At 52.5% G+C, this 17881-nt stretch carries 12 protein-coding genes; 5 read left to right on the plus strand and 7 right to left on the minus strand.

The genetic code is table 11. The annotated features are described in order from the left end of the window. Nucleotides 1–139: 139 nt before the first annotated feature. The 3 genes from MK110_05605 to fusA all read left to right on the plus strand — a co-directional run bounded on the left by MK110_05605 (nucleotide 140) and on the right by fusA (nucleotide 5273). Nucleotides 140–1948, plus strand: coding sequence for a hypothetical protein (locus MK110_05605; protein ID MCH2210756.1), 1809 nt, complete (start codon nucleotides 140–142; stop codon nucleotides 1946–1948). A 439-nt stretch (nucleotides 1949–2387) separates the two neighbouring features. After that, complete coding sequence (locus MK110_05610; GenBank protein MCH2210757.1) at nucleotides 2388–2621, plus strand: hypothetical protein; 234 nt, start codon at nucleotides 2388–2390, stop codon at nucleotides 2619–2621. A 510-nt stretch (nucleotides 2622–3131) separates the two neighbouring features. Beyond that, entirely contained in the window at nucleotides 3132–5273 is a 2142-nt protein-coding gene (gene fusA, locus MK110_05615; protein ID MCH2210758.1) for an elongation factor G, read from the plus strand. A 16-nt stretch (nucleotides 5274–5289) separates the two neighbouring features. On the opposite strand, the gene MK110_05620 is transcribed toward fusA, so the two are convergent. The 4 genes from MK110_05620 to efp form a co-directional block, all read right to left on the minus strand. Next, entirely contained in the window at nucleotides 5290–6279 is a 990-nt protein-coding gene (locus tag MK110_05620; protein ID MCH2210759.1) for a ribose-phosphate pyrophosphokinase, read from the minus strand. Between the two features lie 57 nt (nucleotides 6280–6336). Continuing rightward, nucleotides 6337–7101 carry a 5'/3'-nucleotidase SurE gene (gene surE, locus MK110_05625; GenBank protein ID MCH2210760.1) on the minus strand — a complete coding sequence of 255 codons (765 nt, stop codon included), beginning with the start codon at nucleotides 7099–7101 and terminating at the stop codon, nucleotides 6337–6339. 138 nt (nucleotides 7102–7239) lie between these two features. Further along, nucleotides 7240–8715, minus strand: a complete 1476-nt coding sequence (miaB, locus tag MK110_05630) for a tRNA (N6-isopentenyl adenosine(37)-C2)-methylthiotransferase MiaB (protein ID MCH2210761.1) — start codon at nucleotides 8713–8715, stop codon at nucleotides 7240–7242. A gap of 162 nt (nucleotides 8716–8877) precedes the next feature. After that, nucleotides 8878–9447 carry an elongation factor P gene (gene efp, locus MK110_05635; GenBank protein ID MCH2210762.1) on the minus strand — a complete coding sequence of 190 codons (570 nt, stop codon included), beginning with the start codon at nucleotides 9445–9447 and terminating at the stop codon, nucleotides 8878–8880. A 148-nt stretch (nucleotides 9448–9595) separates the two neighbouring features. On the opposite strand from efp, the gene epmB reads away from it, so the two are divergent. Both epmB and MK110_05645 read left to right on the plus strand, forming a co-directional pair. Next, nucleotides 9596–10678, plus strand: coding sequence for an EF-P beta-lysylation protein EpmB (epmB, locus tag MK110_05640; protein ID MCH2210763.1), 1083 nt, complete (start codon nucleotides 9596–9598; stop codon nucleotides 10676–10678). A gap of 148 nt (nucleotides 10679–10826) precedes the next feature. Further along, nucleotides 10827–12605, plus strand: a complete 1779-nt coding sequence (locus tag MK110_05645; GenBank protein MCH2210764.1) for a hypothetical protein — start codon at nucleotides 10827–10829, stop codon at nucleotides 12603–12605. Nucleotides 12606–12992: 387 nt separating this feature from the next. Here the strand turns inward: MK110_05645 and MK110_05650 are convergent, their stop codons facing one another. The 3 genes from MK110_05650 to MK110_05660 form a co-directional block, all read right to left on the minus strand. Then, a complete protein-coding gene (locus MK110_05650; GenBank protein ID MCH2210765.1) occupies nucleotides 12993–15947 on the minus strand; it encodes a PQQ-dependent sugar dehydrogenase in 2955 nt (984 codons plus the stop codon). Between the two features lie 203 nt (nucleotides 15948–16150). Continuing rightward, a complete protein-coding gene (locus MK110_05655) occupies nucleotides 16151–16564 on the minus strand; it encodes a hypothetical protein (protein MCH2210766.1) in 414 nt (137 codons plus the stop codon). Nucleotides 16565–16687: 123 nt separating this feature from the next. Next, nucleotides 16688–17731 (minus strand): DUF1559 domain-containing protein, encoded by a 1044-nt coding sequence (locus tag MK110_05660; protein MCH2210767.1) that lies wholly within the window; start codon nucleotides 17729–17731, stop codon nucleotides 16688–16690. Nucleotides 17732–17881 lie beyond the last annotated feature (150 nt).

Raw genomic sequence — 17881 nt, forward strand, 5'->3', positions numbered from 1 at the left:
TTGACGGTTGTTCCGAATATTCGCTTCAGTGTGCTCAGGTAATTTTCCGATTTCAACAACAGGATCATTGCGCGCCTTTATTGCGGGAACATGAGTCAGATTCCGCACCAGGGCAGTCTTATGCAACAGCAGCGACAGTATGAATCAACCCTCTGATATCCGGCTGAGCGGTACATTAATCACCGCCGCAATCGTCATTTGCGGAAGCCTTGTTTTTACAGTCCTGATCCCGGTTCTCAGTCATCACCAACAGCAGCCATTGGCTGATTCCCGCCCCACAGATGTGATTCCGTCACAGCAATTTGCCAACGAAACCGATGCCTCGCAGTCGCGACTGAACTCGGAAAAGACAAAGTCTTCGCATGACGCTATTGATCGCATCAGTATCAACCGGATGGTCGTCCGAACGGACAGCGGTGACATTCCAGCCTGTGATCAGTTCTGTGAAACACAACCACCGACTGCGGAGTTTCATGGAACGAACTTACCGATGAATGTTCGTATCGATGTATCCTCGTTTGCCGACACCCTGACACGTCTGGCAGACAGCGTCGATGAATTCGTCACAACGCAACGTATTAATGCTGTCGAACTTTCGGCTGTCACTCCCGTCGCTTCAAACAATCTATTTACTGACAATGGTATCCCGTACAAAAATGAAGAATTGACGCAACTCAACGAAAACCTGCATAAACTGTGGCAGGATGTCGAATGCCTCCGGTCTGAATCACGCACAGCCATCAGTCAACTGGCGGAAGAGATCGATCAGAAAAAATCGACCGGGGAACTGCTTGATGAACTCCGACTGACCCTGACACAGCACCGAAAGTTGCTGACCGATTCCACACAGCCCTCCCCATCAAGCGTCACCCGTATCCGGCAACGTCCTGGTTCGACAGGGAATCCCGAAAACACTGGACCGTTTTTATCCATTATCCCTAAACCAACAGGCACGCAACAGGCACAACAGCACCGGAACAGCCTCGACGAATACGATCAACAAAGTCATCCGGAAATATGGCTGCTGCCGGAAGCAGTTGATCAGGTCACTGCTGAAATCAGCAACGAGACAGTCGACAGTGGCATACGTCACACCGAAAACCCTGAACCAAACGCCCAGACACCCGGGTCACCTGAACTCAGTCAACAAACACGTGTTGTGTTAAATTCCCAAACATCGCCGCCGCAGACAGCAATGGAAGGTGTGACGGTGACTCCTGCTGAACCACTCGTCATTTCGAAACCGGTGAACAATCCGGCTTCGGAATCATTGAACCAACTGCCTCCGTTACTGCCCGTCGATGAAGGTCCTTTTCCGCAGGAAGCGGCAACAGCATCCCTCCCGACATCAGCGGATAACACAAGCAGGCATGCTGAACTGATTGTTCATAAACATAGCACCAATTTCGTGTTTCCGCCTGCAGGAGATCCATTGGACGAAGTGCACTATGTCAGTGCAGACCAAGCAACTCCGTTGGAAAAGACACAGTTGAATGATTTAGTGTCTGTTGATCAGCACAAAGTCGGCATACGGCAGCATGTCACTTCTACAAAACCAATTACAGTTCGGAATCGTCGTCCTGCAGTGCCCCAAACCACGACCGAATCACAAGCACTGATTCAGAAACCAGGCGGCCAAAGACCAAACCAAATCACTCAAAACCAGCGAGACAGGAACAAGCTTCTTCCCAAATTCGTCTTTCGGCCGCCAAGCCACTCAACGGGACACACACGGCACCACGGGAATAGTCAGAATCGGTCAGGCCGTCAGAGCACTCACAGACAGAGTGAATCCCGCAACCACGTCTCCCGAGACCGTCGTCACACGGATTCCGAACATCATGCTCACCAGAGGTCCGAGCCGTCTAAGTTCGTGAATCGTCCGCTGGTGTTTCACCGGCTGAGTTCGTCACTTCTGGCTGCAGGTCGAAAACGTACAATTGACTGATCTGTGGAGGGAATGCCATTACGGGCACGTCCGTGCTCATGCAGCTGAGCGTTTCCACGAAGACCAAAAATCTGGCATCTAGCTTCTCTCCCCTGAAAATTCGTATTGGAAATGTATTTCCGCCCGCTCGGAAACGATTTCCTGCCTGTCGTCAGTTCCTTCGATGCTCTGCAGGAAATTCGCAGCACCACCATTCGGTGAGGGTATCGAAGATTGTCACCTATTTGCTCCAACAAATAATGCCGATTTGGCCGCAGCGGCACTCCAGCTGCAGAAATTGCTCAAATTTCAGCAATTCCTAATGGTGACCGTCAGTCAACTTCTGCAGCCCAGCCTGCTCCAATTCCTGAACTAGCGGGATTAGCGCATAATCGTGGGAATTCGTCTCCGAGGTCACAGTCGATCGCAATCCCAGCCGAACACCAGAGGATTCGGAACAATGGCCGATGAGCCACAATCCACCCACCGCTGGCGTTTGAACGAACCGTATCGTCAACTGCCAAATCCACACATGTTCGATCTTCCGCCAAAACGTGAAATCAGACGCCTCCAGGTTGAGCTGCATGACGAAAACATGGGGATCCGTCGTTTTGCGCGCAGACCGTCACTGTTCCCCGGCCTGAGCCGCTATAGCGAATTATTGACTCACAGACAGCGAGCGAAGGTTCCTTGATTCAACCCATGCGACTGTGCTGCCCGGCATTCAGAGAGTCTTGGCGCCACTTCTGGAACAGGAGCCGCAACACTCAAAGTTGCCGGTTAATTGTTCAACCGCACACAGCACAGGAACTGTCCCAGCCTCAGTAAACGTCTCGTCTTTTCCGAAATCCCTCAGGATCGCCCTTTTACCGAAAAAACACCATGGATAACATTGGAAACTGATATCGCGCGAATGCTGTTGGTTTCACGATTACACAGTACTTCGTAATTGGTATGGACATCTGCTTCGAGCCGGGAAATAAAGCTGGAAGCAGTTTTCAACCTCAGATCAGCGTCATGCCGGATCGGATTTTCAGCAAGTCTGGACTGATGAACGTGCCTGACGACCCGCCTGCAGCGGTCAGGCTCAGATGCCAGCATCGACCGCGTGTTTCCAATCGGATTCTGCAACCACATTCTCTCTGGTGCCCTGAATTGTTTGAAGGGCCATCGTACCGGCGTTCTCTACAGCACAGCTGGAAAAATGACTGACCTGCAACGCGTTCGCAACATCGGAATTTCCGCACACATCGATTCTGGAAAAACGACCCTGACAGAGCGAATGCTCTATTACTGTGGTCGTATTCACAGAATACGGGATGTCCGTGGTGGCGACGGTGGCGCAACCATGGACCACATGGAACTGGAACGTGAACGTGGAATCACAATTACGTCCGCGGCCACACGTGTGAACTGGAAGAATGATGAGCTAGGCATTCCGGAACACGTTGTCAACATCATCGATACCCCAGGTCACGTTGACTTCACCGTGGAAGTGGAACGAAGTCTGCGAGTACTGGACGGGGCGATTCTGGTGTTGTGCTCCGTGGGTGGAGTCCAAAGCCAGTCGCTCACAGTGGATCGCCAGATGAAACGTTACGGCGTTCCGAGAATCGCATTCATCAACAAGATGGACCGCACGGGCGCCAATCCCGACAAAGTCATGGCGGCAATGAGGGACAAACTCAAAACGAACCCAATTCCCCTGCAGCTTCCTATCGGAGCAGAATCAAACTTTGAGGGAGTAATCGATCTGATTCTGATGAAGGCAGTTTATTTTCGCGGGGAAGAAGGGGAAGAAGTCGAGCGTACAGATATTCCGGCGGAATTGCTGACTCAGGCGCAGGAAGCACGCGCTAACATGCTGGAATCACTTTCTCAGTTCGACGACGATCTGATGGAAATTCTGCTTGAGGAAGGCGAACCTGAGGAAAAGGACGTGCGCCGGATTCTCCGCAATGCCACTCTGGCACAACAGGTGACCCCCGTGCTGATGGGTTCTGCCTTCAAAAACAAAGCCGTTCAGGAAGCCATGGACGCTGTCACCATGTACCTGCCATGTCCGACCGACGTGGAAGTTTTTGCCAATGACAACAGCAAGAACGCCGAACTCGACGAGGACGGCAGGCCACCCCGGATCAAACTGTCAAATAACAAAAAGGATCCGGTGGTCGCAATGGCCTTCAAGACGGTTGTTGAATCATTCGGTCAATTGACCTATATGCGAATTTATCAGGGCTCCATAACGAAGGGGCAATCCTATATTAATGCAAGGACGGGCCAATCCGTCCGAATCGGACGTATCGTGCGAATGCACGCCGATGACCGTGAAGACATTGATGCCGCTGATGCCGGGGATATTGTTGCCGTCGTCGGTGTGGAATGTGCATCCGGAGATACCTTCCTCAGCGACGGTCTGGAATTGTCGCTGGAAAACATCTTCGTTGCTGAACCGGTGATCCGGCTGTCTATAGAACCGTCAAAGCGAGACGACGCCGATAAACTTGGAAAAGCCCTGGAACGATTCCGGCGGGAAGATCCTACGTTCCAGGTGCTCAGTGATGAAGAAACGAATGAAACTCTGATTGCCGGCATGGGGCAACTGCATCTCGACGTTTACATTGAACGAATTCGCCGTGAATACAAGTGTGAATGCACAATCGGTGAACCACGTGTCTCCTACAAGGAACGTCCGACGAAACGTGTTGAATTTAACCACAAGCGACGGAAACAGACGGGGGGATCCGGTCAATACGGTCACGTGGTTGGTGTGATGGAACCACTGCCGGATGATTCACCGGCGAACTACGAGTTTGTCGATGAGGTCACTGGTGGACGGATTCCCCGGGAATACATTAAACCGTGTGATCAGGGTTTTCAGGACCAGATGCTCAAAGGCCCCCTGGGTGAGTACGAGGTTGTTGGTGTCAAAATCATTTTGCAGGACGGTACGTACCACGATGTCGACTCATCGGACATGGCGTTCAAGCTGACAGCCCGGGAAGCCATGCGAGAATCGATCCTGGCAAAGGCAGGCATGGCCCTGCTTGAGCCCATCATGCTGCTTGAGATTGAAACTCCGGATGAGTTCCAGGGAGCCGTGGTTGGTCACCTGTCCAGCAAACGAGGTATCGTAAGTTCTTCTGAAGTCACCGACGGTACCTGCATCATTCTTGCGGATGTTCCGCTGGCAGAAATGTTCGATTATGCCAACGAAATCCGCTCCATGACGCAGGGCAAGGGATCCTTCAGTATGGAATTCAAATGCTATCGACAAACTCCCAAAGGCATACAGCAGACGGTTCTTGCCAAGCGTCGAAAAGACAAAGAGCTGGTGGCTCCCTAGCATTTTTGAGTGATCGTCAGTCAAACAGATAACTTACAGATTCGTTGCGATGGACTCGCCGGATGGCTTCGCCAAGAAGTTCCGCAACACTGACCACCGTCAGATTTCGCAGACGAGGGTCTGATGCCTGCAGACAGCTGTTTGTGACCACGATACCGTCCACTCCGGATTCATTGATGCGTTCAATCGCCGGGCCACAAAACACACCGTGTGACGCGCTGATATAAACACGTCTGGCCCCGTGGCTCCTGGCTACTTTGACTGCACCACAGATCGACCCGGCGGTCGTAATCATGTCGTCAAAAATCAGAGCCGTTTTGCCGTCAATCGGTCCTCCGATCAGATTCGCCTGTTGTGTCTCCAATGCGTTCGACCGACGTTTGTCTACAATCGCCAGTGAACCACCGAGGTGCTCCTGATGGTGCAAACTGCGTTTGATGCTACCCTCGTCCGGACTCACAATGACCAGGTCTTCCCCGGGGATGTCCAGTGTCATGAAATGCCTGTCCAGAATCGGTGCAGCATACAGATGGTCAACCGGCACATCAAAAAATCCCTGAATTTGCGCCGCATGTAAATCCATTGTGAGTACACGATGCGCCCCGGCATTGACGATCAAATTCGCAACCAGCTTTGACGTGATCGGAACCCGACCGGAATCTTTCCGATCCTGACGGGCGTATCCGAAATACGGAACAACTGCCGTGATTCGGGCTGCGCTGGCTCGACGACAGGCGTCAATCAGAATCAACAACTCCATCAGCGTTTCATTAACCGGCGGTGAGGTGGACTGAACCAGATACACATCACAGCCGCGAATGTTCTGGTTCAGTTTCACACTGATCTCACCATCCGGAAAATTCCCGGTATCCACGTGACCGAGGGTGATTCCCAGATAGTCTGAGATTTCAGCAGCCAGGGGGGGGTTGCCGCGGCCGCTTAGAATCGTCAGTCGTTCGTACATCTCCGGTCCAAATCCTGCATGTTCACCAGAAGTCCTGGACAACAGTGCAGCATCCTGACTAAACAGAAGCCCAGTGTCAAACAGCGACAAACAGGAAGCCTACACAGTTTCAACAAACTGAAGCGAAGGATGACGGGCCGTATTGCACAGATCGACAGGTGTGGCAGTAATTTGACCACCCAGAACGCAGCTGACATCACAACTTCCACTTTTGCCACGACGTCGGAAATCTGAGCTGTATTGCAACACCGTACTGGTATCCGTGGTTTCTGTGGTCTTAAATTCGACAGCATGCGACAACAGCCCCATCGGAACAACACTCAACTCAGCGGGCTGCCTGTCATCCGGAACGGATGGAAAATTGACGTTCCAGAACTGTCCTCCGGGCAGAAGAAATTCGCCGGACGTCAATGTCGCAACAATCCGACTCGCATGCATGGAAAGATTCTCCCAGTGAATTCCGACGTCAGGACTGGTGTATCGGGACACCGCCAGTGCGGGTACTCCCAGGATGGCCGCTTCGCGTGCAGCTGCCACCGTCCCGGAATAGTACAGGTCGACACCAAGGTTGGCTCCAGGGTTGATTCCTGCCACCACGAAGTCAGGTTCATCCAATTCAAGTCCGCGAAGTCCCAGACGAATACAGTCTGCCGGTGACGCGTGGGCCACGTGAATCCGGCCAAACGGCTCAACGACTCGATGATCCACACGAATCCCTTCACTTGTGTTCACAGCATGCCCTTTCGAACTGTGGCACACTGATGGAGCAACGACATCCACTTCACCAAGAACAGAGAGACCTGCATACAGTGCAGCCAGCCCCGGGGCGTCGAAGCCATCGTCATTGGTAATTAAAAATCTCATAAGACAGGCATTCTGAGTTGATCTTATTTCCCAAACATGGACCGGCACCAGAATGACGAATATCACGAACGACTGATGCCGAAGTTGCCCGACACGTTTGGAAAAAACACTGCGTACAAATCAGATGGTCGGAAACAACTATGACAGGATCGGCAGCAGTTCGGTCGACCCGTGCTGAACCTCGTGAGTGACAATCGATCCAATCAGGGTCGTGCCCGTGCAGTCGCGAACTTCGATTTCCGCTGTACTGCCGGCGAGTCGTGGATTACCGTCGAACACGACGATCCGATCACATTCGGAACGTCCCGTAAGTTGAGCTGACAAAGACGTGCCTGGCAGCGGATGGTCATCACGAGCAGCCTGTTTTATTGCTGATTTGCTGAGCCCTTCTACCAGAACACTGACCTTATTGCCGATAAATGCAGCATTATCTTCTTCGCTAATGTGGTTCTGCAGCTCAAGCATCTCATTATTGCGACGACGTTTAATACTGTCGGCAATATCGTCGGGAAACATCTGTTTCGCTTTTGTCCCGTCACGCTCACTGTATTTGAATATGAAACTGTTTTTGAAACGGTAATCACGCACAGCCTTCATTGATTTCTGATGAGCTTCCTCGGTTTCACCACAAAAGCCCACGATGAAATCACTGGAGACAGAACAATCCGGAATCGTCGCTCGAATACGGTGCATCATGTCGTCGTAGTCTTCGACCGTGTAACCCCGTTTCATTCGTCTGAGGACTTCATTGCACCCGTGCTGCAACGGAACATGCAGATAACGCAGCGCTTTGGGCAAATCACGAATCGCCTGCAGCAAATCATCTGTCATGTCTTTGGGATAATTCGTGACGAATCGAATACGCTCGATACCGTCTGTCTCATGAATCCGTTCGAGCAGGTCCGATAGTCGATACACCCGTCCGTTCTCTTTGTGCCGGTAACTGTTTACCGTCTGTCCCAGCAAGGTTATCTCTTTGACACCCTGGCCGGCCAGAACACGCACCTCGTTGGCGATCTGCGAGGGAGGCCGGCTTTGTTCCGGACCGCGTGTCGTGGGAACAACGCAGTATGTACAGAATTTGTCGCAGCCGATCATAATTCGCACGAAAGCCTGAAACGGCGTTGGCCTCATTTCGGGATCACGCAGGGGATCATAGCTTTGAAAACTCCCGGCAATTTCTGAAACGCTGCCGTCACGGCGCCCCAAACTTACAGCCTTACGTCGCACACGTTTTTCCGCACTTCTGGTTTGCTGAATCAGCCGAGGGATTTCCGCCAGCTGTCCGGTACCTGCGACAAAGTCCACATGCGGAGCCCGACGAAAGATCAAATCCTGATCTTTTTGAGCCATACACCCCATGACCCCAATGACTTTCTGCGGGTTGTTCCTCCTCGCGTATTTCAAACGACCAAGTGCGCTGTAGATCTTGTGTTCGGCATGCTCACGAACACTGCAGGTGTTGAACAAAATGGTATCAGCCCGTTTCGGACTGTCGGTAAGCACGTAACCGTCCTGTCGCAACGCGGCCACCACCAGTTCACTGTCCAGCATGTTCATCTGGCAGCCGACTGTTTCGATATACAACCGGTGATTGTGGTCCTGATCAGTCATGTCGACGATTGATAATGCTCTGATGATTGCTCAGACGAAAAAAGTAATCGGAACCCCGCAAAGCCTGGGCGGAGTTTGCTGTATTTGAAGTCCGTCCGGGCAGGCCACCGATTCACGACAGCGAGGATCCGACAGATCACCGTCTGAGAACGGTGCCCCGGATCAGGACTGAACACGTTCCATATACGATCCGGATTCTACGTCAATTTTAACCTTGTCCCCCTGGCGAATAAACGCAGGAACCTGAATCTCCACACCGCAGTCGGTGGTCGCTGCTTTGGTCACATTAGTCGCGGTATCTCCCTTGGCTGCAGGTTCGGTGTAGGTAATCTCCATCGTCACCTGCTGTGGAGGAGTCATGCTGATAAGCTGCCCGTTCCAGAACAGTAACTGCACAGGGGTGCCTTCAATCAGAAACGTCATTTGATGGCCGCAAATGACGGCAGGTAGTGAATACTGTTCAAATGTGTCGTTGTCCAGAAAGTAAAAATTTTCACCATCACGATAAGAGTAAGACCCATCGCTTCGATGTACGTCCGCGGCTTCCATTCCGTCTCCACTACGGTAGGTCCGGTCAAGAATGGTGCCCTTCAGCAGGTTCCGCAGCTTTGTTTTATACAGCGCCTGTCCCTTTCCGGGTTTTACGAAATTTGTTTCGATCATTTCGTAGGGTTCCCCGTCCAGAAGAACTTTGATTCCTTTGCGAAAGTCGCTGGTGGAGATGTTGGCCATTGGAGTCGTTGTCCAGCTGTGATATTCTTGCGGAACGCAACGATTTTGCGCCCGTTATGATAAGACATGCGTTTTTACAGGGGTAAAACGTTAACACAACGCCCACGGTGAGTGAATCCTGATGTCGCCGCTTCTCAGATCAAACGCAGTGAATTCCGCGGAAGCAGCCCATTCCCACGAGCAAACGAAAACCGCCGGTTTGCAGACCATCGAATGCGATTCGACGTGGCAGCGTGATCTCGCTAAGGCCATCCGAACACCACTGCAGTTGCTCACAGCTCTTGAACTGACAGGCGACGACATTCCCGGGCTATCATGGTTGGCGGCGACCGATTATCCGTTGCTGGTCCCCCAAAGTTTCGTGGACCGTATGGAAATCGGTAACCCGCTGGATCCGTTACTGCTGCAGGTACTTCCGGTGAACGCTGAAGTGCAGACTGCAGAGGGATTTGTAGCCGATGCTGTGGGTGACCAGCAGGCCAGACGGGCCCCCGGAATGCTGCAGAAGTATCACGGCCGCGCTCTGTTGATCGCTGCAGGCAGTTGCGCGGTCCACTGTCGTTATTGTTTTCGGCGCAGCTACCCCTATGGGAATGAACCACGACGTCTTGAAGACTGGAATCCGGCTCTGAATCAGCTGACAGAGGATAAGACACTTTCCGAGGTGATTCTGAGTGGTGGCGATCCACTGATGCTGCCGGATGTTCGACTTGCACAACTCATGGAGCGAATCGATGCGATCGACCACATTGATCGTATTCGCATTCACACACGACTGCCGATTGTGCTTCCCTCGCGCATCCAGGACGATTTATTGACATTGTCGGCGTCAACTCGAGCGCAGGTAATTGTTGTCGTACACATCAATCACGCCAATGAAGTCCAGGCAGACTGCCGGCAGGCCCTACAGCGACTTGTCTCTTCCGGGATTCCGGTTTTGAATCAAACTGTGTTGCTCAACGGGATCAATGATACCGTTGATGCACTGGAATCGCTCAGCAACTCACTGATTAACATTGGTGTGATGCCGTACTATCTGCATCAGCTCGACCGAGTCACCGGAACTGCTCATTTTGAAGTGGATCCTGAAACGGGACGTCGGCTCATCGCAGAACTGCGCCGTCGCATGCCCGGATATGCGGTGCCCCGTTTTGTTCAGGAACTCCCGGGCGCCGACAGCAAAACTCCGCTTGATTCACCAATTGACGTGGGTTCATTTTCTGCATCGTGATCGTTTCCACGACATTGCTGAAAGCCGTCGCGGTATCCAGTTGCTGCGGCCCCAACCCGCTTCTATCATGAGGTCACGTTATCAAAGTGGAACATCTCACGCTGTTTGTGAAGGTCGTTCCGCAGCCAACCCTTACGGAAACGTTCGTATGCTCAGTCTGTCCGCCGATTATAAAACCAGCCACGGGCCGCTTCCTCATCACACCTCTGAATATTCGTCTTTCTTTTTCAGTGCAAATGGATGGTGGAATCTCACCCGCAGCGTGCTTGCAGCGAGTCTTTGCCTGGTGGTCCTCAGTCACGACCATCATGTCGCTGCGCAGCAGGTGGTACAAAAAGAACAACCTGAGGGAAAACAAAAGCCATCCCCGTTCAAGGAACCTCAGAAACGCTCAAAGAAAATTCGAAGTAATCCGGGAACATGGAATCCGATTGTCGACACCACGGATGTGTTCCCGGGTAATCGAAGTGTCGATGAGCGTGGCCGATTTAACCTCTATGACGGGGTACTCGGTGTCAAAATTCGGGTCGAACAGGCACAACGTTCGGAACCACTGCTGGAAGCCAACCCCGACTGGGAGAGGAACTCGATCTCTCCGTTGTTCATCTGGAAGGCCGACGGTCTGTACCACATGATTTACGAAGCCTCCGGCAGAACGTGTACGGCCACCAGTGTGGATGGTCTGGACTGGGAGCGTCCTGAGCTGGGACAGGTCGAATTCGAGGGCTCATCGAAAAACAATATCCTTGCTAACGGCATCAAGGGAGCCACCGGCGTCTTCTACGATCCACATGCGGATCCACAGGAGCGTTTCAAAGCCATGGGTGGTGACATGAACTGGTACGACCCCGAAACCCTGCAGCCGCTCGACGGGGAAATCGCCTGGCAACGCTGGCTCGCATTTCAAAAAGAACCAGAAACGTATAAGGGACCACGATCCGAAATCTGGGGACGAACTCTGGGATGGGTCTCACCCGACGGACTCGACTGGAAAGAACTGGAACAGCCACTCGGAAACCGCGCCGTAAACGGGGGTATCTCCGGCTACTACGATCCCATCAAAGATGAATACATTGCTTATCTGCAGATCATGGGTGATCGCTCCGAAATGTTCCCCGGAATCGGATCAGGAGAAATCGAAGTCGAAACGCAGCGGCGGACGATCGGATTTTCCCGCACCAAAGATTTCCGTAACTGGCCGGCACCGAAGCTCATTCTGTCTCCCGACACGCAGGACGATCTCGACATTTCATTCTACGGAGCTAACTACTTCCCCTACCCGGGACGTTCTGACCTGCACACAATGATCATTCCGATCTATCACCAGTCAACCGACGAGATTGATACACAGATCGCCTTTAGTCGCGACGGCGTCTTCTGGTCGCGACCGGAACGCCGCGCTCTGCACACCGTAGGACCGCTCGGCAGTGGCGAGGAAGCCATGGCCCATACCTGGCGCAGCGGCATGTTTGTGCTGCCGGACGGACGATGGGCCGTCCCGTACGCCGGGATTTCGAGGCCACACAACATTCCCGCAAAATACAGAGAAGACCTCGTGCCGTATTACAGACCTCGGCAGATTCGCTACGCGTTGTGGGAGCCTCATCGATTCTGCGGCATTGAGGCAGAGACCGAAGGCAAATTCACAATACCCACCATTTACCGTCAGGCAAACGAAATCCGAATGAACTATCGCTGTGCTGCCGGTGGCTGGATCAGTGTGGAACTGATCAGTCGACGCACGGCCGTTTCCCCGGATCCTGATGCAATTCCGGGCTTTTCTTTTGATGACTGTGATCGTCTGATCGGTGATGAAGCCGACAAAGTTCTGACCTGGAACGGCAACAGCGACATCTCTAAAATCGGCGGTACGGTTGCTCTGCGAATCAAAATGTTTCAGGCAAAACTCTTCGCCTATAAACTGTAAAACAGCAATCGGTCCCCCAACGGGCCTGTCGCAGGACGCTCTCACAAATATTACTACTAACTGGACCGACAGCATTCAGTTCGGTGGTCCCGTTTAGTGAAACTCAATCAACGGAACACACCTGCTGACCGAACGAAATCCGGAGCGTGTGACTTTTTTTGGCAGCCTCCATTACGCAACAGCAGACCGGCATACCCTATTCCGAATCGGCGAATACGGGAAACCGTCATACGGGGTGCAACCCTGCTGATGAAGGAACCAGCCGGACTCCGGCCAGGTATATTCTTTAGCCAGGTCTTCTACAGCGATGGAGAATAATTTAGCCACACCAGGCAGCAATTTTTACGTCCGGGAATCGTCGCGCGAGAATAAACGTTTAACACACGTCTAGCGACGAGAACTCAGGTACGACAGCAGATCGGCAACGTCCTGCGGTGCCATGTCGCGCAACTGCCCCTCAGGCATGATTGAGATTTTCTGCGGAATCAGCTCAATCACGTCCTGCGTTGAAAGACGCGTCGCTTTGGATTGACTGTCTTTCCTGAGCACAATTGTTTCCTTTGACCGTTCAGTCAGCAAACCGTTGTGCAGATTTCCCTCAGTTGTTACAGCCACAAATGAAACGTACTTCGCTTCAATTTGATCTGAAGGAGTTAACAGACTCGACAGTAAGGATCGGGGATCACGCTTCTCGCCGATCCGGGTGAGGTCAGGACCAAATTGCTTTCCCCGCTCCCCGACCTGGTGACAATTTTTGCAGTTCAGGCGCGAATCGTTGAAAAACAACTGTTCGCCTCGTGAGGCATTGCCAGCGATCGCCAGAATCTGTGACGGGTTAAGTTTGACTGGTTTTCTTCGCTGCTCTTCGGGAATAAAATCCTCGAACAGGTCTCTGATCTGAAGATTGTCCAGTTCACCAGCCCTTGCGATGATTCTGTCCCTGACATCCGTCGTCAACTGCTGTTCGCGCATGAGGGCGGCAAGCATCAGGCCACCGCTAATGTTTTCAAGCAGCTGGTCAATTAAATCAGCCTGTTCTCCTCGATCCGATTCAAGATCCTGAATGGCCACAAGCTGACGGTCGCGTAATTCCCTCAGTTCATCTGCTTCGTCGGCGTCTACGGAAGGAATTTCCGTGATCCAGTCATATAAGAGTTGCAACCCCTGCTGATCAATAACCCAGGACCCAATATGCGGCATTCGCCCACGGCCGAGTTTTGCCATCCTGTAGAACAGAACTGAACGATACGGGTCGCCCGCCGCGATAAGTCGAGCATCACGAATACCAAAATTCCCCTGAGTGAGCGTACTGTCCAGCAGACCCGTCTCGTCCAGTTTCAATTCCGCCTGCAGACGGAATTGTGCCGTGCCTGCTCCTCCATGTCCGTGGCAATGCGCACAATTCACGTCCAGGTAAGCTCGAGCTCTCTGCTGCACTGAACCATGATTGTCCCAGGGTGAACGCAACGGAGACGCACTGGCTTTAGGTTCGCTGACAAACAGGTTGATATGCGTCAGCGTGTGGAGCTGATCGTCTACCACTTCTCCATAGGTGTGCTGCCGGGTGAGCTGTTGCTCGTCAAAGCCGAGCACGTGCCTGGCGCGCTTTGAGTGACAAATCATACATTCACTTCGTCCCGAGAAATGCCACGTCTGCTGACGCGTTCCATCAGGCGAGTCAGGATCAATGACCGAATACTTTCGCTGTTCTCCCTCGGACGACGCCAAGATCGCATCCGTACCGTCTTCATTCCAGATGTAAGTATAAGCTCTCCAAACGTCTTCATCCTGATGCAAAATCTGTGTTTCGACTGGTCGCTCATTCGATGGCTGGACAGATTCTGAAGCAGCAACGTTCAAAAACAGACTCTTGACAAACACGGTACCGTCCGGATATTTCCATGTGCCTTTGCGCCCTTCCAGCGCAGGGCGACCACCGACAAGCTGGCGGCCGTCACCACCGTCCTCCAGCAGCGGATCATTCTTCTCGAACAATCCGATCTGTCCGCTTTCCGGTATGCCCAGCCAGCGTTCTGCTCGCGCACCATCTGCCCATGGTTCGGCGTTGATAGAATAGGGAATGACTCCTGGTGCCATCTGGTGATCGGTGACCGAAGCAAACAATCCGGTCTGACTGAGCGTCCTGGGGAAATCCTGGTTGACATCATTCGCGGTGTTGTATGCCAGTTCGTGAATCGTACCGCCGGCATAATCAACCAGGTAAAAGTCGCCATTCTGATTCTCAGCAAACGCGATAATTTTCATCGAGGTGTCAGTCAGTTCCTGTTTCCAGGTGACTTGTGTTCCGTCGTATCGGAGTCCCCACACCTTGCCGGTCACGTAATCACTGTAAATGTACGCACCGTACAATTCGCCGAGTTCCTTACCACGGTAAACGCGACCTCCGGTGAGCGACCGAGCTTCATCACGTGGATGCACGATGACAGCCGATCGGATCGGGGTCGGCCCCGGTTCCATATCGGGCCGCATAAACTGTCCACCTTCAACGATACTCCAGCCGTAGTTCCCCCCCTTCTCGATAAAGAACACCGGCTCCCACAGATCGAGTCCGACATCACCGAGCCACAAATCTCCGGTTACTGAATCGAAGCTGATCTTCCACGGATTCTTGAAACCGTATGCCCAGACAGCTGGTTCGGCACCCTCATGGTTCACAAACGGATTGTCCGCAGGAATCGCATAGGCATTGCCGTCCTGTTGATGATCAATATCGATCCGCAGTACGGCCGACTTGAAATCACTGATATCCTGGCCCGTGTTATTTTCATCGATCGGGTAAGGAGGCCCGCCGTCACCTGTGGTGATATACAGGTATCCGTCGGGTCCAAATTTAATGCATCCCCCGTTGTGTCCGCCTGTCCACCATGTGAGGATCACCTGTTCGCTGTCCGGATCAAGGCGTGGTGGATCGCTCCTGGTCAGATCGAACCGGGACACGTGGGCATTACCGTGAAAGCCCTCTTTGCCGCCCAGGTAGCAAACATACACGAAACGATTTTGCTCGAAATCGGGATGGAACGTCAGACCATAGACGTGCTGGAAGTCCTCTTTAAACTCCTTGAAGTTTACGAGCAACTCCACATCTTCCTGACGGCAATCCGGTCGGTTCGGAAACGAAAATATTTTCCCCGACAACTCTGCGAGATACCAACGGTCGCTTCCTGGAGCGGTCGTGAGGACCGTGGGGTCCTTGAACTTCAGATTTGGGAAAACACGGGCAACTCTGTAGGGTGACGGCGGATCCGGCGTCCCGCGCACCTGCGACGACGTCCAGGGTATTCTTTCGGCAATACCTGCGGTCCCGGTCGCCTGTCGTGACACACCTTCGTCCGCAACCAACTTCCCGTCCAACAGGCTGATCAGGAAAACAAATGAAAGCCCGATGACTGAACAGAGCGATCGACCGGTGACGAAACCTTTAATAATACGCATACCTGCCCGTTACACTGTTTCCCCGAAACTATCTGACGAAAACCACAGGTCAGAGCCACATGAAGACCCTGGTGTTGGCAGTCCGGAATTAATTATAAGAAGTCTCTGAGCTCAATATCGATTTTGTTCTCTTCTCCGGGCACAACCGTGATTTCCAGGGGCGTGGTAAAAAGATTTACAAACGGAAGTGGAACCCTCGGGCCACCCGTGGTGTCTTCGTAGTTTGTAATCACCACTTTATGAACGCCGTGAAGGCCACCATCTCCCTTCTCATAGGTCGAAAGATAGTAATCACCATTGTCAACACGACCGGCCCCATTCTTTGTCCTGCCTCCGCCCTGGGGAAAGGTTAAAATTTCTGCCCATCCGATCGGGTCACCATCCAGTGTCACTCTTCCGGAAACGGGTGAGCAATCCGGCAAAGTCTCTCCGCCACCACACCCGGAAAAAAGCAGCAGGCAAAAAGCCACCAAAGGTACCGATCCATATTTCAAGTCGATTGTCATCATCCATCCGCCACAAAAAAACCAAAGTTTGTCAACGCAACTACGACTCAAACAACAAAAAAAAACAGCCCGGGAACTGTGAAGAACCCGGACTGTAAAATAATCAAACGTCAACAGCAAGTCTTAGAAGTTGGCGCTGCCACCGAGGGGCAGACCGTCTTGGATGTTTCCAAGTTGCTGGAAGGTAAGCAGGTCCATGTCTTCACTGACGAACTGAACGCTACCGTCGGCGAGGGTGTAGAAGCAGCCACCAGTGTGATAGCTGTTTGCACCAGCACCCCAAGGATATCCTGCACCACTCGTGATCGGGCCATCATTGATTTTCCAGCCCGAGTTAATTGCTGCGTTGTGGATAATCGTAGTACTTGCGGGGTCCGCCCATGCCACGAAGCTGTGGAAGCTTGGAGTCTTCTCACCAATGACGATAACATTGGAGGTTCCGTCGCTTACGTCACGGACACCAAGAGATCGGTTGCCTTGAGCAGAGGCCGGGAATTCCGGAATGTCAGCACGCATGTCGAACAGACCTGCAGGGAAAGGTGCAAGCGGGTCAGTGACGTCGCTTGACCATGAACTGGCAGAGGTAACGCCGGCGTATGTGGTGATACCACAGATCACGTTGTCGCAGGCGGCGTTGTTGTTGAACGCTTTGCACCACGTGTTGTTAACCGGTCGACTTGACGTAGGATCAGCCGGACCACTTGATGGAGTCGGGTCACTTGGGCACAACAGGAACGGCAGAGGAGTCCCGGCAACAGTTACGTTCGGGATCTTGGTGTTTCCTGTACCGAAGAAGCTGTTATGAGTCACGATGTGTGACGTCGAGGTAGAGTGCATTGGCTGTTCCCAGGAGATTTCGCCATACAGAGGCGCCTGGTCGATGTACGGCAGAAGCCGACCAACGAAACTGAACGTGTTACCACCATTGGCACCAATCTGAGCACCCTGAATACGAACGTGGCTCAGGTGTCCAAATACACCAAACACGTCGTGATAGTTGTGCAATGCCAAACCGATTTGCTTCAGATTGTTTCGACACTGGGTACGTCGAGCTGCTTCGCGAGCCTGCTGTACAGCTGGCAGCAGCAGAGAGATGAGAACTGCGATGATGGCGATTACCACCAGCAATTCAATTAACGTGAATCCGCGATTTTTACGCTGTCGCATCATGTTACTTCCTTAATGGAACCTTGAGAAAAGACTTTAAACACCTAACTGACTGCCATTGGCACCCTGAAAATTGCAAAAACAACCAGCCGAGTTCCGCGTGCCGCCGGAACCAAGCTTTCAAACTGTGGGCAACGTATACTGTCGGTA

It is taken from the genome of Fuerstiella sp., from assembly GCA_022447225.1.
Taxonomy (GTDB): domain Bacteria; phylum Planctomycetota; class Planctomycetia; order Planctomycetales; family Planctomycetaceae; genus S139-18.